Here is a 17,309-nt window from a genome sequence, read left to right on the forward strand (position 1 = left end):
GGTCAAAAGTACTAAATTTTAAACGTCTTTAGGAAGTCCGCTATCAAAACGGGAACGGGAAAATCATGGATTTTATCCCATGGAATACTTTCTTCCGATATTTCATCCACTTCCAAAATCCAAAATTGGGTATGGAGATGTTGGTGGGACAATTTATGCACTATGGGTGTCTCGTTAAACAAAACAATATGCCCCACGTTTAGATCTTTTTCATATTCCCTCAGTTGACTTACAAACTCATCCGTACTGAGCAGCTTATCAGATTCCAAGAGGGGGAATTGATATAAATTTTGCCAGATTCCCTTTCCTTCCCGCTGCTCCATTCGGGTTTTTCTCTGTGGGTTCAAATACACCAAATAGTTGAAATATCTATTTCGGACTTTTGTTTTGTTTAACTTAACGGGGAGTTCGCCTACTTTTCCCTCTTTTAAGGCCACACAACTTTGGTTTAGTGGACAGCGAGTGCAGTTTGGACTTTTAGGGGCACATTGCATGGCTCCAAATTCCATAATACCCTGATTGTAATCGCGTATCTCATCGGCATCCATGACCTCTCTGGCCAGGGTCTTAAAATATTTTATCCCTTCGGAGCTGTTTATTGGTAGGTCGATTCCAAAATATCTCGCAAGAACACGATATACGTTACCATCCACTACGGGTTCCGGCAAATCGAAACAAATGGATGCGATGGCACTCGCCGTATAATCTCCCACACCCTTGAGTTGCCTTAACGCTTTATAGGTGTCCGGAAATTTTCCTAAATGTTGGTCAACCACCATTTTGGCCGTTGCATGCAGATTCCTGGCCCTGGAGTAATATCCCAGTCCCTGCCAAAGTTTTAGCACTCGCTCTTCGGATGCCTTCGCCAAGTCATGTACCGTTGGGAAATTCTCCAGGAACTTGTGGTAGTAGGGCATTCCCTGGGCTACCCTTGTTTGCTGAAGCATGATTTCTGAAAGCCAAATTTTATAGGGATCTTTAGTGGCCCTCCATGGCAATGGCCGTTTGTTTTGGGCATACCATTTTAGAATTTCTTTCGAAAAAGACATGTAGGAAAATACTAAGGGTTAAAAGTAGCAGTTTATATACTTAAAATTAAAGGCTTTAAACAAAAGATTAATTTTAATTTTTATATTTGCAAGCCTAAAAAATTAGAAAATAATAATACGAAATGACGAAAGCAGATATTGTAACTAGAATCTCAGAAAAACTAGGTATAGAAAAAGGAGACGTACAAGCAACAGTGGAATCTTTTATGGAGGAGGTAAAATCGTCCTTGGAGAATGGTGATAATGTGTATTTAAGAGGTTTTGGAAGCTTTATCATTAAGACGAGAGCCGAAAAGACAGGTAGAAACATTTCAAAGAATACTACTATTAAAATTCCTGCGCACAATATTCCAGCGTTTAAGCCGGCAAAAGTTTTTGTGGAGGGTGTGAAAAGCAACGTTCAAGTAAAATAAGATAACTAACACTTAAAGGAAGAGCCATATGCCGAGTGGTAAAAAAAGAAAAAGACATAAGGTAGCTACCCACAAGCGCAAGAAGCGCAGAAGAGCTAACCGACACAAGAAAAAGTAGTTGTTGCAACTACTTTTTCATTTTACAACCCTACGTTCTTTGACATAGAGATTCGAGAAAGAATTTCAATCGGTTAAAACCGATTCTACATATTGTTTAATCATTTATCCCAATAAACATAATGGGATAAATAAAAATCGATTCAGGTGAATAGAGAATTAATCGTTAGATCTAGTCCTGAAGCAGTCGATTTTGCCTTATTAAAGGATGGAAAACTAATTGAATTACACAAAGACGAGGACGACAACAATTTTACTGTAGGGGATATCTTCCTAGCCAAGATAAGAAAACCCGTTACCGGTCTAAATGCTGCGTTCGTAAATGTAGGTTATGAAAAAGATGCGTTCCTGCACTACCATGACCTAGGCCCGCAGCTCGCCTCCATGCTGAAATTCATTAAAAAAGCAAGAACAGGGAAAGTTAGAGATTACTCCCTAAAAGATTTTCCATTTGAAAAAGATATAGACAAGAATGGCAGTATTAACGAAGTTATTAAGGCCAATCAGTCATTATTGGTACAAATTGTAAAAGAACCTATTTCCACCAAAGGACCAAGAATTAGTTCCGAGCTTTCCTTAGCCGGGCGATATTTGGTAATGGTTCCTTTTTCTGATCGGGTTTCCGTTTCACAAAAAATTGGAAGCAAGGAAGAAAAGGACAGGCTTATACGACTAGTAAAAAGTATAAAGCCCAAGGGATTTGGTGTTATCATACGTACCGTAGCAGAAGGCAAGAAAGTTGCAGAACTAGACAAAGATCTTCAGAATTTGTTTTCCAAATGGATAACAATGTGCAAGAAACTGCATAAAGCGCCCCATCCATCCAAAGTATTGGTTGAGCTCAACAGAGCCTCATCCATTCTCCGAGATGTGTTCAACGACTCCTTTACGGGAATCCATGTGGACGATGAAACGCTTTATCATCAAATTAAGGATTACTTGCACGAAATCGCACCACAAAAGGAATCCATCGTCAAACATTACTCTGGTTCGGCTCCAATCTTCGAAAAGTTTGGAATCGAACGCCAAATTAAAACTTCTTTTGGTAGAACCGCCTCCATGAGCAGGGGCGCATACCTTGTTATTGAACATACCGAAGCACTTCATGTTATTGATGTGAACAGTGGTAATCGTTCCAACAAGGCAAAAAACCAAGAAGATACGGCACTGGAAGTAAACCTTTTGGCAGCCTCTGAAATCGCAAGGCAATTGCGCCTCAGAGATATGGGCGGAATCATTGTAGTAGATTTCATAGATATGACCAAAGGTGATCATCGAAGAAAACTGTTTGACCATCTCAGGGAGGAAATGAAGGATGACCGTGCCAAGCACAAAATCCTGCCCCCAAGTAAATTTGGCCTGGTCCAAATCACGAGACAACGTGTTCGTCCAGAAATGAACATCAAGACCAGTGAGGAAAATCCAAATGGCTCAGGTAAAGAGGTAGAAGCCCCGATTGTTTTGGTTGATAAAATCAATGCAGATTTGGAGCGAATCCTAAAAAGCAATCAAAAGGATAATGGTATCATTTTAAACATCCATCCCTTTATTGCGGCCTATTTGACCCAAGGATATCCATCACCCCGTTTTAAGTGGTTTTTGGAGCACAAGAAATGGGTTAAGGTTCAGCCTAGGGATGCTTACACCTACCTTGAATACCGTTTTAAAAACAAGGATGGTAAAACCATTAGATAACAAAAGCGACTTCCAGTAATGGGGTCGCTTTTTTTTGTTTTATACATTTAATGACAATATGGTATTTTTGGATAATACCTATTCGCTCAAAAAATGAAAAGTATATTTCTCTTTTTTTTAGTACTGCTGTTAGTTGGTTGTTCCGAAGAAAATTCAAGGTCCATTTCCGAATTGTTCACTGATTCTCCCGCTATCATGGGTAAAGCCGAGTATTTGGATTCCCCCTATGTAACGGCAGGAAACAGAGTCTATATGGTTGGACATCAGAATGGAAGTTTCCCTCCTTTGGGCTGGCACATAAAAGGCGAAATGGGAGGCATTTGGAACCACCCCATTAAACTATTGGACGGATTCGAGGGAAAGTTGACCATAAAAGGTGACAGTCTTAAACTTGATACAGCACAGGAATTTATCAATTACCCTTTCGCCAACAAACACATATACATTTGGGAATCCAAGGGAATTACAATTGAACGATGGCAGTTCGTTCCCGACGACCTCCAAGGGATTTTTGTCCAGTTTGTTCTTAAAAACACCACAAATCAGGACCAACAGGGCAATTTTGAGTTCATCGGGCATTCGGACCTAATCCCTACCTGGTTGGGCGAACGCACCCAAATGACAGATGACAAGGATTCTGCCAATTTTGAAAAAGATAAATGGGTAGTAAAGGATAACTCTAATGAATGGTACGCGGTTTTCGGGGCAGATCAAGCCCCAACCTCCCATGGACAAATCTTGGAAAAACCGGGACATAATGGAATATCCAATACGTTGGAATACACAATCGACCTACCATCGCAATCACAAAAAATACTAAGTTTTGTTATAGCGGGGTCGTACAACTCCAAATCTGATGCTTTACAAACCTACAACCAAATCGGTTTAGATTATTTCAATTTGGCAACGCAAAAAAAAGACCGTTACGCCAAGCTGGTATCACAGTCCAAATTGACTATTCCTGATGCGTCCCTACAGGAGACTTTTGAGTGGTTAAAGTACAACAGTGATTGGCTCGTTAGAACCGTTCCCGAAATAGGAACTGGAATTGGAGCTGGAATCCCAGATTACCCTTGGTGGTTTGGGGTTGACAGCGAATATGCCCTAAAAGGCTATATGGCGGTTGGCCAGGACAACATTGTGGAACAGACCATCCAATTGTTGGACAGTGTTTCCATGGCCATTAACGGAAACGGAAAGATTCTTCATGAAATGTCCACCAACGGGAGTGTTTTCAACGAAGGAAATATCAATGAAACCCCCCAGTTTGCCTCTTTGATTTGGGAAATCTACACTTGGAATGGCAATAAGGAATTTCTTCGAAAATACTTCCCTACCATCCAAAAAGGTCTTTCTTGGCTTATGGAAGCAAATGATAGCAACAAAAATCTGTTCCCTGACGGTTTTGGAATGATGGAGATTCATGGGTTGGACAGTGAAATGATAGATGTGGCCGCTTATACCCAAAGGGCGTTTGTGGATGCGTCTAAAATAGCCGTGGAACTTGACAAGGATGATTTGGCCAAAAACTACCAAGAATTGGCAACTCAACTCAAGGAAAAAATAAATTCTGAGCTCTGGTCCGAGGAATTTAACTCCTTTGCGGACTTTCTTGGAACCGATGAGCAGGCCGTACACCTTATTGAAGATGCAATTATACGGGCGGACACGCTCAACAAACCATGGGCCATTGAAGAACTTGAAGCAACCAAAAAACAAATTCTAAACAACCCGTCCAACCGACTCAGACCCTTTGTGTTGCATCATAATTGGGTGGTGAATACCCCCATGGAAATGGGTATCGCAGATTCCGCGAAGGCCTTTTCTGCATTGGATACCGCTAAGAAATTCACTAATCCCTTTGGCGTCTTTGTTACAGGCATAGATCGGGACGATTCTGCAGGAAAGGATTTTGGATCCTTTGAAGGTAGCAAGGTGTTCTCCTATACTGGAGCAGTAATGACGCTTCCTACCGGCGTGCAGGCCATTGCAGAAAATAATTATGGAAGACCTGATGAGGCCTTGGACTATTTACAGCGTATGACGCGCTCATTCAGCTATGCCCTTCCCGGAAGCATGTACGAGGTGTCTCCGGATTATGGGATGATGGCCCAGGCTTGGAATATCTATGCTTTTGCCATACCTGTGGTTCAGCAATTTTTTGGTATCCAACCTATGGCAAGTCAAAAAAAGGTAATTATTAGACCTCAAATGCCAAAGGCGTGGGATTCTGGAGCAAAGCTGGAAAATGTGAAAATCGCAGATAATTCCGTTTCCATCGCGTATCAAAAAAATGAGCAGGGCAATATAGAGCTAACAGTATCGCAAACTGCTCCAAATTGGACCATTCAACTAGAACTTCCCCAAGGTGATTATGAAATTATTGAAGGAAAAGCCGAGACAACACGAAATGCAGCTACGGTGACATTCTTATCTTCCAACCAAAAGCTAAAAGTAAAAGAAAACTAGATTGATGCCCAACTTCAATCATCACCACAAGCATATAACAGTACAGGAAGCACAGCGTAAAATGGAACATTACTGTGCTTATCAGGAACGATGTCATAAAGAAGTTGTGGAAAAATTGAAGGGGATGCGCATGATTCCAGAAGTCATTGACATCATAATTGCACATTTAATCCAGGAAAATTACCTAAACGAAGAACGGTTCGCACAAAGTTTCGCTAGGGGAAAATTCAATATCAAAAAGTGGGGAAGAAATCGAATTGTTAGTGAATTAAAGCAACGCCAGATTTCCAAATTCAACATAAATAGTGCCTTGAAGGAAATTGATGAAACTGAGTACCAGCGCACCCTGGACGATTTGGCAAAAAAACGATGGGAACAGGTTCAAGAAGTAAATATTCAAAGGAAAAAGAAGAAAACGGCGGACTATCTTTTATATCGAGGCTGGGAAAGCGATCTGGTCTATCAAAAATTAAAAGAGCTCCAATCCCAATAGATTTCGCCCCTATTGTCCACTCTTATTTTTGAAATAGGAAATCGTGCGTCTTGGATACTGCTTTTTCGTTCTTCCAATCGATCCATTCCTGCCCCTTGATCCTGCGCATCAGATTATCAAAATGTCGCATAAAAAAGATGTTGTATACCGCCTTTCCAAAATTTTTAGGCTTGCGCGCAATAGCTCTTAAGCTCATGGAAAAACCAGGCGTGATATACTTCATGTGATGCCAATATCCCTCGGGAATATAGAGCACGTTCCCGTGTTCTAGCTGCGCTATATGACCTTTGGCATGCTTTAAGGCAGGCCATTTCTCCAAATCCGGATTGGCAAAATCAATATCCTCCCTGGTAATCAGGGAATGCGGAATCTTATACAGGAATTTGGTCTGGGACTGTGGAAACAGGATGCACTGCTTCTTCCCTTCAAAATGAAAATGAAAGATATTGGCCAGATCAATATCATAATGCATAAAAGTATGCGAATCACTTCCCCCAAAAAAAAGCATTGGGAGTCCTTTCATTAAACGAAGGCCAAAATCAGGATAGGTAAAATCATTCTGGAGAACAGGGACTTCCTTCAGCACATTCCACAAGAAAATTCGGTATTTGGTGGGTTCACTTTTGAGAAGATCTATATAATCCCTCATTTTCATTCGTGCATGCGGCTCATTAAAACCTTCGTCGTGCTTTACTGGTCTGTCATCATAAAGGGGAACTGTCTTTTCTCCTGCTACCTCCTTCATATATTCCAAACTCCATTTGGAATGCGCGGGCCAATCACCAATAAACTCTTCAATAACCACAGGTTTTTGTGGTCTGAAATATTTCCGAAGAAACTCCTTTTTGGTCAGGGTCTTTTCTCTAGGAATTTGGTCAAGGTTAAGCTCCAAAATTTCAATGATTTTGAATCAACTAAAATAATAAAAGGTTTTTAAACGGGTTTTTGTAGTCCTATTCCTTAGTAATCAATTTTGCTTTCGCCTTGGCAGCCTCGTTTCGATCAATAGTATGATTGGGTCTAGTCCATTTTGGCTTTTCACCTTTGGATTGGTATTCAGAATCCTCCGCTTCAACGGTTTTTGGTTGTGATATTTTGGTAAATGGTTTCTGCGGATTCAATCCCAAAAGCTTGAACATTTCCATATCCTCGTTCACATCAGGATTCGGGGTTGTCAGCAATTTGTCGCCAGCAAAAATGGAGTTGGCACCGGCAAAAAAGCACATGGCCTGTCCCTCCCTACTCATATCTGTTCTTCCGGCGGACAATCTAACTTGGGTTTCTGGCATAACAATACGGGTTGTTGCCACCATTCTGATCATTTCCCAAATCGAAATGGGTTCCATTTCCTCCATGGGAGTACCTTCAACTGCCACCAATGCATTGATTGGCACAGACTCTGGTTGAGGATTAAGTGATGCCAAGGCCACGAGCATACCGGCTCGGTCCTCTAACGCTTCTCCCATTCCAATGATACCTCCACTGCAGACAGTTACATTGCTCTTTCTGACGTTATCTATAGTTTCCAAACGGTCTTCAAAAGCCCTGGTTGAAATCACGTCTTTATAGTAGTCTTCCGAAGTATCAAGATTATGGTTATAGGCGTATAATCCGGCCTCTGCGAGTCGCTTAGCCTGATTCTCGGTAAGCATTCCCAAAGTACAGCACACCTCCATGTCCAATTTGTTGATGGTTCGGACCATCTCCAAAACCTGATCAAATTCAGGGCCGTCCTTTACATTTCTCCAAGCCGCCCCCATACAAACCCTTGAACTGCCCGATGCTTTTGCGCGAAGCGCCTGGGCTTTGACCTGTTGTACGGACATTAGATCATTTCCTTCTATATCGGTATGATATCTTGCTGCCTGTGGACAATACCCACAATCCTCGGGACAACCACCTGTTTTAATGGAAAGTAAGGTGGAAACCTGTACCGTGTTGGGGTCATGATGGCCTCTGTGGATCGTTGCTGCTTCATACAACAATTCCATCAACGGTTTGTTGTATACTTCCAAAATCTCTTCCTTGGTCCAGTTGTGTCTTGGTGCAATCATAGGTTGAAACTAATTCAAAATCAAAAATAGCCTTAATTCCTTTAACGTTGCAATGATATGACGTTAAAAACAAAACCACCATGACCAATGTCAGGCAGTGATGCAAAGACTGTTAAGAAGATTGGATAAGAATGGAAACGGCATTTCCTCCAAAACCTACGGCATTGACCAGCACGTGCCGAATAGGTCTTGTTGGCACATCCTGTATAAAAAATGGAGTCCTTATATAGGTTTTATGTTGTAACATCAGCAGCGCCATTTCCAAACTCAATAGGCCCGAAGCTCCAAATGTATGCCCCACTTTCCATTTATTGGTGGTCAAAAACGGAACAGCAGAACCAAAGACCTTTTCAATGGCCTTAACTTCGGATGCATCTCCTTTTACGGTACCTGGGGCATGCAACACTATGGCTTCGATGTCGGTATAATCCATTTGACCAATGGCCATTTTCATGGCATCCTGAAAACATCGGGCATCTGTGGAGATGGAAACATTATGCTGCAAGGGTTCTGTAGCATAGCCGATGCCTACTATTTTGGCCATGGCATTAGGTATACTGCCCTTCTCCAGACACGCTACTGCGGCTCCTTCGCCAAGAACCATGGTATTCTGCCGCTTTTCCAAATCCAATGCCCTACTGGGAAAATCAGTGCTTGCTTTTGAATAGATTTTCAATGCCTGCATTTGGGCAATGGTAAAAGGCGTCAAAGGTGCCTCACTACCTCCAACCAAAAATTTATCAGCCAATCCGCTTTGTAACCACGCCACCCCGTTAAGCATTGCATGAAGCGCCGTGGAACATGTAATGGAATGGGAAATTTCAGGGCCTTTTGATTTTAAATCATGGGCCACCCAAGATGAAATATTCCCCAAGGTTGTAGTGGGTGAGGAAAGTGTGGATGAAGTTGCGTCTTTAAGAAACTCGGAATGGTATTTTTCAAAAAGGGAGGTTGCTCCCCTTGAAGACCCTATATTTATTCCAAAATTGGCATCCTCGGTCCAACCTGCAAGATTTACAGCTTTGCGGGATGCCAGTATAGCAAAGAGTACTGTAGGGTCCAAATCTTTATAATTGGAATCTGAACTCCTCAGTTCCCTAACCTGAATTTGAACATCTTCCGGTAGTTGTGACGCCCAAACTTCTTGATTACCTATTCCTATTTTTTTCAGGACATGTTTTTCGTGCTGATATGCATCCCATACTTTGTCCGATGAGCTCCCCAAAGCTGAAATGGAAGAAAGGGCGGTAATGGAAATAGGTTCTTTGAGCATCTGAATCTACACTATTTCGATTGCTCCTTCAATGGAGTCATAAATTTGTTGCAACTGCGCGTCTTCTATCACATATGGAGGTAGTGCGTAAATCGTATTCCCCAAGGGCCTAAGGTTTACACCATGATCCATAAAATAAGTGTACAGACGATCACGCAACTTTCCGTAACGATCCATTTCAGTTCTTACATCAATGGCGAGAATAACACCCATGCTTCGTGCTTCTTTAACTTTTGGATGATTCCCAAGTTTCAACACGAACTGCTGATGCTGTTCGGCAATGTATTTTCTTCGTTCCAATATCCCATCCGACCCCAACAACTCCAATCCGGCAAGAACCGCGGCACATCCTAGAGGGTGGGCACTAAAAGTATGGGCATGGAAAAACCCCTTTGTAAGCTCTTCGCTATAAAAGGCGTCAAAAACTTTTTGGGAACAGCTTGTAATGCTAAGTGGAAACATTCCAGCGGTCAATGCCTTGCTAAGGCACATAATATCCGGTTTGTTAACCAGATAATCCGAAGCGAAATTTTTTCCGGTTTTTCCAAATCCGGTCATAATTTCATCGGCGACACACAATATTCCGACTTCTTTGCATTTTTTTATAATGGCATCCAAGCCCTTTGCGGAATGAAACTTCATACCCGCCGCCCCTTGCACAATGGGCTCAAAAACAAAGGCTGCGCAACGGTTTTCGGTAACTATCGTCTGTAATTGGGTCAATATGGCGTCTAGATTTTCCTCGTTTGGAGTGGGAATCCGAATTACCTTCAACAGAAAATCTTCAAAAGGTCCATTGTATACGGAAAGCCCCGAGGCGCTCATTGCCCCAAACGTATCCCCGTGAAACCCATCCTCAAAAGCAATGATAGTATCCCTCTTTTCGCCTTGGTTGTAGTAGTATTGAAGCGTCATTTTTATGGCTGCCTCAACTGCAGTGGAACCATTATCGTTAAAAAAAATCTTGGCCTGATTGTTTGGAAGAATCTTCATCAATTCTTCGGAAACGCGAACAGCCGGCTCATGCGTAAATCCGCTGAACATCACAAAGTCCAATTGCTTCATCTGCGCTGTCATCGCCGAAACGATATGCTCATTGCAATGGCCGTAAACAGTGGAATACCATGAAGCTATTCCATCAATATAGGCTTCGCCTTCCTCATCCCACAATAAGGCCCCCTTAGCCTTAACGATCCCCTTGGGAAGCGCAGCTGTTTTATGTTGGGTCAAAGGATGCCAAAGATGTTTTTTATCTCTTTTTGATAATTTTTCCAAAGCAATAGAATCTGCCAAACACTTCAATTTTTCTATCTTGCAAAGATGGGGATTAAAACCTAAAAAACGCCAAACGCCAAGTGCTTAAAAAAGTTAATGCGCTCTTAGACATTCCGTACAATAGGCTAGACTGGAAAACAGTTCTTTTCATATTGTTCCTTGTCGCCCTTATCATCCGTTTCCCATTTTTCTTTCGAGATTATGTGGATAGGGACGAAAGCACCTTCATAATTATGGCCCAATCTTGGGTTGATGGCCACCTGCCCTATACCCGACTTTGGGATCTAAAACCACCTATCACTTTTTTGACTTTTGCAGGGATCATTTCAATTTTTGGCAAAAGTTTTATTGCAATTCGATTGGCTGGAACCTTGTTCGTGGCTTTGACAGCGCTTTTCACTTATACAATTTCCCTTACGATTACCTCCAAAAAAGTCGCCTTTTGGGCATCGGTATTTTGCGTTTTTTTCCTTAGCCTTTTTGGAAGCCTGCAAGGCGTGATGTCCGAGCACATCTGCACGCTTTTTTTTATAAGTGGACTATATGTGGTTCTCTCGAGAGATCAAAAGTATTGGTTCTTGATCGCGGGTCTATTGTTCGGTTTATCCGTGATGTCCAAACTCAACATGGCCTACCCCTTACTTTCGTTGGGCGTGTTTCTATTATCCAAATACATCCTACAAAAAGATACTTGGCAGGGAATACAAAGGTTAACGCTCATGGGATTGGGCTTTCTTCTCCTTGTAGGTCTTACCGCCGTTCCATATTTGCTTAATAACCTGTTGGAAACCTGGTTTGGTTCCATTTTTGAAGCACCTTTGGCCTATTCCAAAACCAAATTCCATTCCGTATTCAAGGCATTGCCCATGGTACTGGTTACAGCACTTTTAATATTGGCCGGGCTACGTACCAAACTTATCGATGGGAATTCAAAAACGGTTCAAGCCTTAATAGCTGTAATCGCAGGTGTTTTGCTTTCTTTTATCCAAACGGGAAAGGTAAATGGACATTATCTAATTCAGCTTTATCCGTTTTTCCTGATTTTAGCGGCCGTAGCGGCAGGCAAACTGCCAAGAATTGGTCAAAAGTATTCCTTTGCAATGGCGATTCTGATACTTTTGGTACCCATGGAATCTTATTTGGAATACGCCAATGTGATCTCGAATAAAATTAAGAAGGGCTCATTCTACAATGGTGAAGGCGTGGATATTCCAAATTATATCACTGAAAACAAGCTTAATACGGAGAATATTTTCTTTACCGAATACCATATTGGATATTGGTTGTTGGGTGAGGAGCCACCCACTAAGGCCGCCACGCACCCCAGTAATATTACACGGGAAAAGCTTTTCCCATTTATGGATAATCCTCGTAAAACAGGGCTTGAAGAGCTTCGCTATATCATGGAACAGATTCAACCTGAAGTGGTCGTAGCTCGAAAAAAGAAGACCATTTTTGATAAAAAACTAGTGGATTTCAACCAATATATCGATGCCTATCTTGCCGAGCACTACAGGTTGATCAAAAGTATTGATAGAGGACTGATCTATCAGCGCCTAAAATGACCTCAGGGCCGGCTCAAATTTTTGGGCGTACCTCTTGATCACCTCCTTATTAAAATGGTTTTCTTCATTAATCCTTCCCAAAAAGCTAACCCCGGTTTTCTTTAAAATGATATCCTCTGTGGTAGGATGCTCGTCTCCGCTAAAAATAATTCCAATCGTCAGATTCTTTTCCTGCAACTTCTCAATGGTTAAAAGGGAATGGTTGATGCTACCCAAATAATGTCGGGACACTACAATGACCTTGTCCTTGGGTTGAATGATATCAAAAATGGTGTCATTAGCATTTAGCGGAACCAATAACCCTCCTGCTCCCTCAACTACCAAAAGGTTCTCAGTTTGCGGCGGCACGATGGTATCCAACTCAATTTTGACCCCATCTATTTCAGCGGCCGCGTGTGGGCTCATGGGTGTGTTGAGCGCATAGCTGTTTTTATGGATTTTGGACTTGGGGTTTGATATCAGTTCCGCCACTTTATGGCTATCTGAATACGAAAGATCTCCGGCCTGAACCGGTTTCCAATAATCGGCCTCCAAAGCTTCTACCACAATGGCCGAAGCTACTGTTTTTCCAACCTCCGTGGACGTTCCGGTAATAAAAATGCTCATGTTGTGGGTTTAGTGATGAATTTGCAATTGGCGCAGCGGTATTTTTTGGGCTCAAAAAAAGGGAATAGTTTGTAGAATATCCCTTTTCGGGAATAATAAATCTCGGATTTTTCAGCTTTGCAGTTTGGGCATACGATTGGATTGCCCTCAGCGTCCGTAGCATAATTTCTCACCTCGTCGTATATGCTTTTGGCCAATTCCCTATCCTTAAAGTATACCTGAAGCTTTACCCCCCCAATGGCGCTACTGATCAATGGGTCTGAATTTATCGTGTTTTCATCCCTTAAAAAAACAGGAATCCCCTCAGATTCCAATTTCCCTTTAATAATCTGAACATCGGCGGGGAATTCAAAAGTTCCCAGTGTATAGAATTCCTGATTCACTATAGTGATTTCTTTACTTCGTTTAAAACCCCGTCTATCTCCTGTTTGGTGTTGTGCGCGTGCAAGCAAAAGCGCAACCTTTCCTTTCCCTTCTCAACCGTGGGGGACAAAATAGGTTTTACGTTATAGCCTGCTTTCCTTAACCGTTCCGATAATACCTTCACTTGTTGATTCCCACTAGATACCAAGCACTGAATTGCGGCATTACCATTCACAAAAAAGTCCTGGATGCCAAGCTCCTTCGTCAACTTGTTGAAATACCTAATGTTCTCTTGAAGTGCAGTTCTTTTTTCGAATCCCTTATCTTCCAAATACTGATATGTTGCCAAAACTGTGGCTACGGTATGTGGGGACAACGCAGTGGTATAAATTAAGCTTCGGGCAAAATTCACCAGGTAGGTCTTAAGTTCTTGGCTGCCCAAAATTGCCGCCCCATGACACCCAAGAGCCTTGCCAAAAGTGATTATCCGGGCAAAAACTGCTGTTTCTAGTTCAAGTTCCTTTACCATATCGGTTCCTTCTCCATGAATTCCAGTGGCATGGGCCTCGTCCACAACCAGATGATAGCCGTTATCCGAGCAAAATTTGGCCAAAGCCGTCAAGTCTGGGGTATCTCCATCCATGGAAAAGACAGACTCCGTAACAATGTAAATCTCTATGCCCTTGTCGGGGTTTTTCCTGAACGTATTCTCAATCTTACGGTGTAAATCCAAAAGATTATTATGGGCAAACTTGTAACCTTTGGCCAGGCCCATCTTAATCCCATCTCGGATACTTGCATGAACCAATTCATCGTAAAAAACGAAATCGTTTCGTTGGGGCACCGATGAAAAAAATCCAATATTGGCATCGTAGCCTGAATTGAAAACTAGTGCGGACTCGGCGTTATGATGCTTGGCCAGAAAGGTTTCTAATGCTGCAAACAGTAAATGATTTCCCGTCAATAATCTAGATCCCGTAGAACCACTTTGTTCGATTTGTTTTTCCTTTAAGATTTCGATGGCTCTTGTCTGAATGATTCCCTCACCAGAAATCCCCAAATAGTCATTGGAAGAAAAATCGACCAGATTTTCGTGCTTGGGCAAGCTTCTTAAAGCGTTGACCCCAGACCTGTCATCTAACCGTAAACGCAATTTTTCTGGTAATTCCCCCATGCCTCAAATTTAATGTTTACTCTTTTTAAATGATTAATTTAGCCCTCATCAAAATTGATAAAATGAAGATTATTTTTTCCGCTGTCCTGCTTCTTGCCGCTTCATGGATTTCTGCACAGACCAATTCCTATGGGATTTCATTTGAAAACGCGGTTCACCATGAAGCAGTTATAACTGCAAGCTTTCCGCAGATTCAGCAGGACACCCTTTTTCTTAGAATGAGCCGAACCTCTCCAGGAAGATACGCACTACATGAATTTGCCAAAAATGTATACGGCTTCAAGGCTATGGATGGGCAAGGAAAGTCACTTAACGTCTTTAGGCCAAATCCATATGAATGGGCGGTTTCTGGCCATAATGGAACAGTGAATATCAGTTACATTCTTTTCGCAAATCGTGGGGATGGTACCTATTCCCAAATTGATGAAACCCATGCCCATTTGAACATTCCCGCAACCTTTATGTATGCCCCTATCCTAGGTGATAGAAAAATTGAGGTAAACTTTGATCTTAGGGAAGACCTGAGCTGGAAAGTGGCAAGCCAGTTGCAGCATGTCTCCGGAACAACGTACTCCGCTCCGAACCTCTACTATTTTATGGACAGCCCTACCGAGTTGAGCAACTTTATGTTGAGATCTTTTGAATTGGACGGCCAAACCATCGAATTGGCCTTGCACCATAATGGAACAGAGGAAGAAGCGGATGCTTATTTTGAAAGTGTGAAGAAAATCGTCTTGGCGGAAAAGGAGGTATATGGAGAACTTCCAAAGTTTGATTATGGTAGATATACCTTCTTAGCCTGTTACCTTCCAAATGCATCCGGTGACGGCATGGAACACAGAAATTCAACCATTCTTACAAGTACCCGAAGTTTGGCCAATGGCGGGATGAAGGGTAATCTTGGAACCGTATCCCATGAATTTTTTCATGCTTGGAATGTTGAAAGGATTCGACCTAAATCCCTAGAACCGTTCAACTTTGAAGAGGCGAATATGAGCGGTGAATTGTGGTTTGCCGAGGGTTTTACCAGTTACTATACCAATTTAATCCTATGCAGGGCCGGATTGCTATCTCCGAAAGCATATGTGGAGGGGCTCACCGGCACTTTCAACTATGTCTGGAATTCCCCCGGGCGACAGTTTTTCAATCCTATAGAAATGAGTTACCAAGCTCCCTTTGTGGATGCTGCAACTTCTGTGGACCCCGTGAATCGGGGAAATACTTTTATTTCCTATTATTCGTATGGTAGTGCCTTGGGATTGGCTTTGGACCTTGCACTTCGACAAGAGGGTCTTAACCTTGACGATTACATGAAATTGGTCTGGGAGAAACACGGTAAAAACGAACAAAATTATATCATTCAAGATTTACATGAACTCCTTAACCAATATGCTGGAAAAGTTTTTGGCGACCATTTCTTCAACAGTTATATCCATGCCAGCAAAATGCCGGATTATCTATCCCTATTCAACACAGCTGGCGTGGTGCTGAACCAGGCCGAAGACCTTGCTTTTTTCGGGTCCAGAGTATCTGTATCGGAAAAAGGGGGTTCCATTTTACGAAATCCGACCATAGGTAGTCCAGCTTATAAAGCAGGGCTTGCCAAAGACGATCTTATGCTGAGTATTGGGGGTATTCCAATCGCCGAAGAGCAAAAGTTCAACGAATTTATAAGTCAGTTTGAGCTTGGAAGCCCTTTGGAAGTTCGATATATCCGTTTTGAACAGGAAAGAACGACTTCCATAGTTCTTGAGCCAAGCCCCTCTTATTCCATAAAGCTTATGGAGGATGCGGAAGAACAGCCCACTGCGGAAATGTTGGCTTTTCGTAAAGCATGGCTCAAAACAGAATAGATGATTACTTACCAACAGGTCACTTCCGATTGGCAGTTGCAACAGATTCTTTTGCTTCAACAAGAGAACCTACCTAAAAACCTAACTGCCGAAGCGATTAAAAATCAAGGATTTTTGACCGTAGAACACACTTACGAGGTGTTAGAGGAAATGAATTCTGAATGTGGGCATATAATCGCCCTGGAGAACGAAAAACTTGTTGGTTATGCGCTGTGTATGCACCCGAAATTTGCACAGAGCATAGAAATCTTGAAACCCATGTTTCGAGAAATCAATGCCGTTGTGGAAGGAAAGAAGAACTATATGGTCATGGGCCAAGTCTGTGTTTCCAAAAGTCATAGGGGAAAGGGTGTTTTCCGCGGTTTATATAAGGCAATGAAAGAAAAATTGCCCCAAGGTATAGACACTATTATTACCGAAGTAGACGCCTCCAATCTGCGATCAATTCATGCCCATGAGGCCGTAGGATTCAGAGAACTTAAAAGATACCTTGAGGATGGTCGGGAATGGGTCTTGATTGTTTTACAATAAAAAAGCCGCTCTTTAGAGCGGCTTCTATTTTATTCAGAAATTGGCTTAATCTGCCAATACGATAACTTTATTATCTTTCATTTCAATGGTTCCACTGGTAATATCCAATACCGTTTCCCCATTGGACCCTTTAGAGAATTTTGATTGAAACTCCTCCTCAATAGTAATATCGCCCTGTACCTTAACCGTTCCTTTTTGTAATAAGGAAACAATAGGTGCGTGATTTTGCAACATCTGGAACTCTCCATTGATGCCCGGCACGGTGACTGAAGTCACCTCTCCGGCAAAAAGGGTTGCTTCTGGTGATACTATTTCTAAGTACATATCTTTTAAACTATGAGTGGTGAGTTACGAGCGATACATTTCAGATTTTAGTAAA

Annotated in this window: 16 protein-coding genes; 7 read left to right on the top strand and 9 right to left on the bottom strand. The window is 42.1% G+C overall.

Annotated features, from left to right (window positions below):
- Positions 1-11 precede the first annotated feature (11 nt).
- Positions 12-1,049, bottom strand: coding sequence for an A/G-specific adenine glycosylase (gene mutY / locus BUC10_RS07850; RefSeq protein WP_073178098.1), 1,038 nt, complete (start codon positions 1,047-1,049; stop codon positions 12-14).
- A gap of 122 nt (positions 1,050-1,171) precedes the next feature.
- On the opposite strand from mutY, the gene BUC10_RS07855 reads away from it, so the two are divergent.
- From BUC10_RS07855 to BUC10_RS07870, 4 genes are all read left to right on the top strand, one after another.
- Positions 1,172-1,462 carry an HU family DNA-binding protein gene (locus tag BUC10_RS07855; protein WP_036380395.1) on the top strand — a complete coding sequence of 97 codons (291 nt, stop codon included), beginning with the start codon at positions 1,172-1,174 and terminating at the stop codon, positions 1,460-1,462.
- Between the two features lie 264 nt (positions 1,463-1,726).
- On the top strand, positions 1,727-3,274 hold the full coding sequence (locus tag BUC10_RS07860) for an Rne/Rng family ribonuclease (protein WP_073178100.1): 1,548 nt from the start codon (positions 1,727-1,729) through the stop codon (positions 3,272-3,274).
- A gap of 93 nt (positions 3,275-3,367) precedes the next feature.
- Positions 3,368-5,743, top strand: coding sequence for an alpha-L-rhamnosidase-related protein (locus tag BUC10_RS07865; protein WP_073178102.1), 2,376 nt, complete (start codon positions 3,368-3,370; stop codon positions 5,741-5,743).
- A gap of 4 nt (positions 5,744-5,747) precedes the next feature.
- On the top strand, positions 5,748-6,236 hold the full coding sequence (locus tag BUC10_RS07870) for a regulatory protein RecX (protein ID WP_073178105.1): 489 nt from the start codon (positions 5,748-5,750) through the stop codon (positions 6,234-6,236).
- A gap of 22 nt (positions 6,237-6,258) precedes the next feature.
- Here BUC10_RS07870 and BUC10_RS07875 read toward each other — a convergent pair whose 3' ends face one another.
- The 4 genes from BUC10_RS07875 to bioA all read right to left on the bottom strand — a co-directional run bounded on the left by BUC10_RS07875 (position 6,259) and on the right by bioA (position 10,856).
- Positions 6,259-7,128: a cupin-like domain-containing protein gene (locus tag BUC10_RS07875; RefSeq protein ID WP_073178106.1), complete on the bottom strand. Its 870-nt coding sequence runs from the start codon at positions 7,126-7,128 to the stop codon at positions 6,259-6,261.
- A 61-nt stretch (positions 7,129-7,189) separates the two neighbouring features.
- Complete coding sequence (gene bioB, locus BUC10_RS07880; RefSeq protein WP_073178108.1) at positions 7,190-8,290, bottom strand: biotin synthase BioB; 1,101 nt, start codon at positions 8,288-8,290, stop codon at positions 7,190-7,192.
- Positions 8,291-8,402: 112 nt separating this feature from the next.
- Positions 8,403-9,563: a beta-ketoacyl synthase N-terminal-like domain-containing protein gene (locus BUC10_RS07885; RefSeq protein ID WP_073178111.1), complete on the bottom strand. Its 1,161-nt coding sequence runs from the start codon at positions 9,561-9,563 to the stop codon at positions 8,403-8,405.
- Positions 9,564-9,569: 6 nt separating this feature from the next.
- Entirely contained in the window at positions 9,570-10,856 is a 1,287-nt protein-coding gene (bioA, locus tag BUC10_RS07890; RefSeq protein ID WP_245812798.1) for an adenosylmethionine--8-amino-7-oxononanoate transaminase, read from the bottom strand.
- Between the two features lie 62 nt (positions 10,857-10,918).
- Between bioA and BUC10_RS07895 the strand changes: the two genes are divergently transcribed.
- Positions 10,919-12,403 (top strand): ArnT family glycosyltransferase, encoded by a 1,485-nt coding sequence (locus BUC10_RS07895; protein ID WP_073178113.1) that lies wholly within the window; start codon positions 10,919-10,921, stop codon positions 12,401-12,403.
- Here BUC10_RS07895 and bioD read toward each other — a convergent pair.
- The 3 genes from bioD to BUC10_RS07910 are packed head-to-tail and all read right to left on the bottom strand — an operon-like array spanning position 12,395 to position 14,546.
- A complete protein-coding gene (gene bioD, locus BUC10_RS07900) occupies positions 12,395-13,009 on the bottom strand; it encodes a dethiobiotin synthase (RefSeq protein WP_073178115.1) in 615 nt (204 codons plus the stop codon). The two genes, BUC10_RS07895 and bioD, sit on opposite strands and share 9 nt — an antisense overlap.
- Entirely contained in the window at positions 13,006-13,392 is a 387-nt protein-coding gene (locus tag BUC10_RS07905) for a putative signal transducing protein (RefSeq protein ID WP_073178117.1), read from the bottom strand. Before BUC10_RS07905 ends, bioD begins: the two co-directional genes overlap by 4 nt.
- Positions 13,392-14,546 (bottom strand): aminotransferase class I/II-fold pyridoxal phosphate-dependent enzyme, encoded by a 1,155-nt coding sequence (locus BUC10_RS07910; RefSeq protein WP_073178119.1) that lies wholly within the window; start codon positions 14,544-14,546, stop codon positions 13,392-13,394. The genes BUC10_RS07905 and BUC10_RS07910 overlap by 1 nt, the downstream gene beginning before the upstream one ends.
- Positions 14,547-14,608: 62 nt before the next feature.
- Here BUC10_RS07910 and BUC10_RS07915 point away from each other — a divergent pair, with 62 nt between their 5' ends.
- Both BUC10_RS07915 and BUC10_RS07920 read left to right on the top strand, forming a co-directional pair.
- Positions 14,609-16,399, top strand: a complete 1,791-nt coding sequence (locus tag BUC10_RS07915; RefSeq protein WP_073178888.1) for a M61 family metallopeptidase — start codon at positions 14,609-14,611, stop codon at positions 16,397-16,399.
- Positions 16,400-16,930: a GNAT family N-acetyltransferase gene (locus tag BUC10_RS07920; protein WP_073178122.1), complete on the top strand. Its 531-nt coding sequence runs from the start codon at positions 16,400-16,402 to the stop codon at positions 16,928-16,930. It begins immediately after the preceding gene.
- A 45-nt stretch (positions 16,931-16,975) separates the two neighbouring features.
- Here the strand turns inward: BUC10_RS07920 and BUC10_RS07925 are convergent, their stop codons facing one another.
- Entirely contained in the window at positions 16,976-17,254 is a 279-nt protein-coding gene (locus BUC10_RS07925) for a F0F1 ATP synthase subunit delta/epsilon (RefSeq protein ID WP_073178124.1), read from the bottom strand.
- Between the last annotated feature and the right edge of the window lie 55 nt (positions 17,255-17,309).

Source organism: Flagellimonas flava (assembly GCF_900129665.1).
Lineage (GTDB): Bacteria > Bacteroidota > Bacteroidia > Flavobacteriales > Flavobacteriaceae > Flagellimonas > Flagellimonas flava.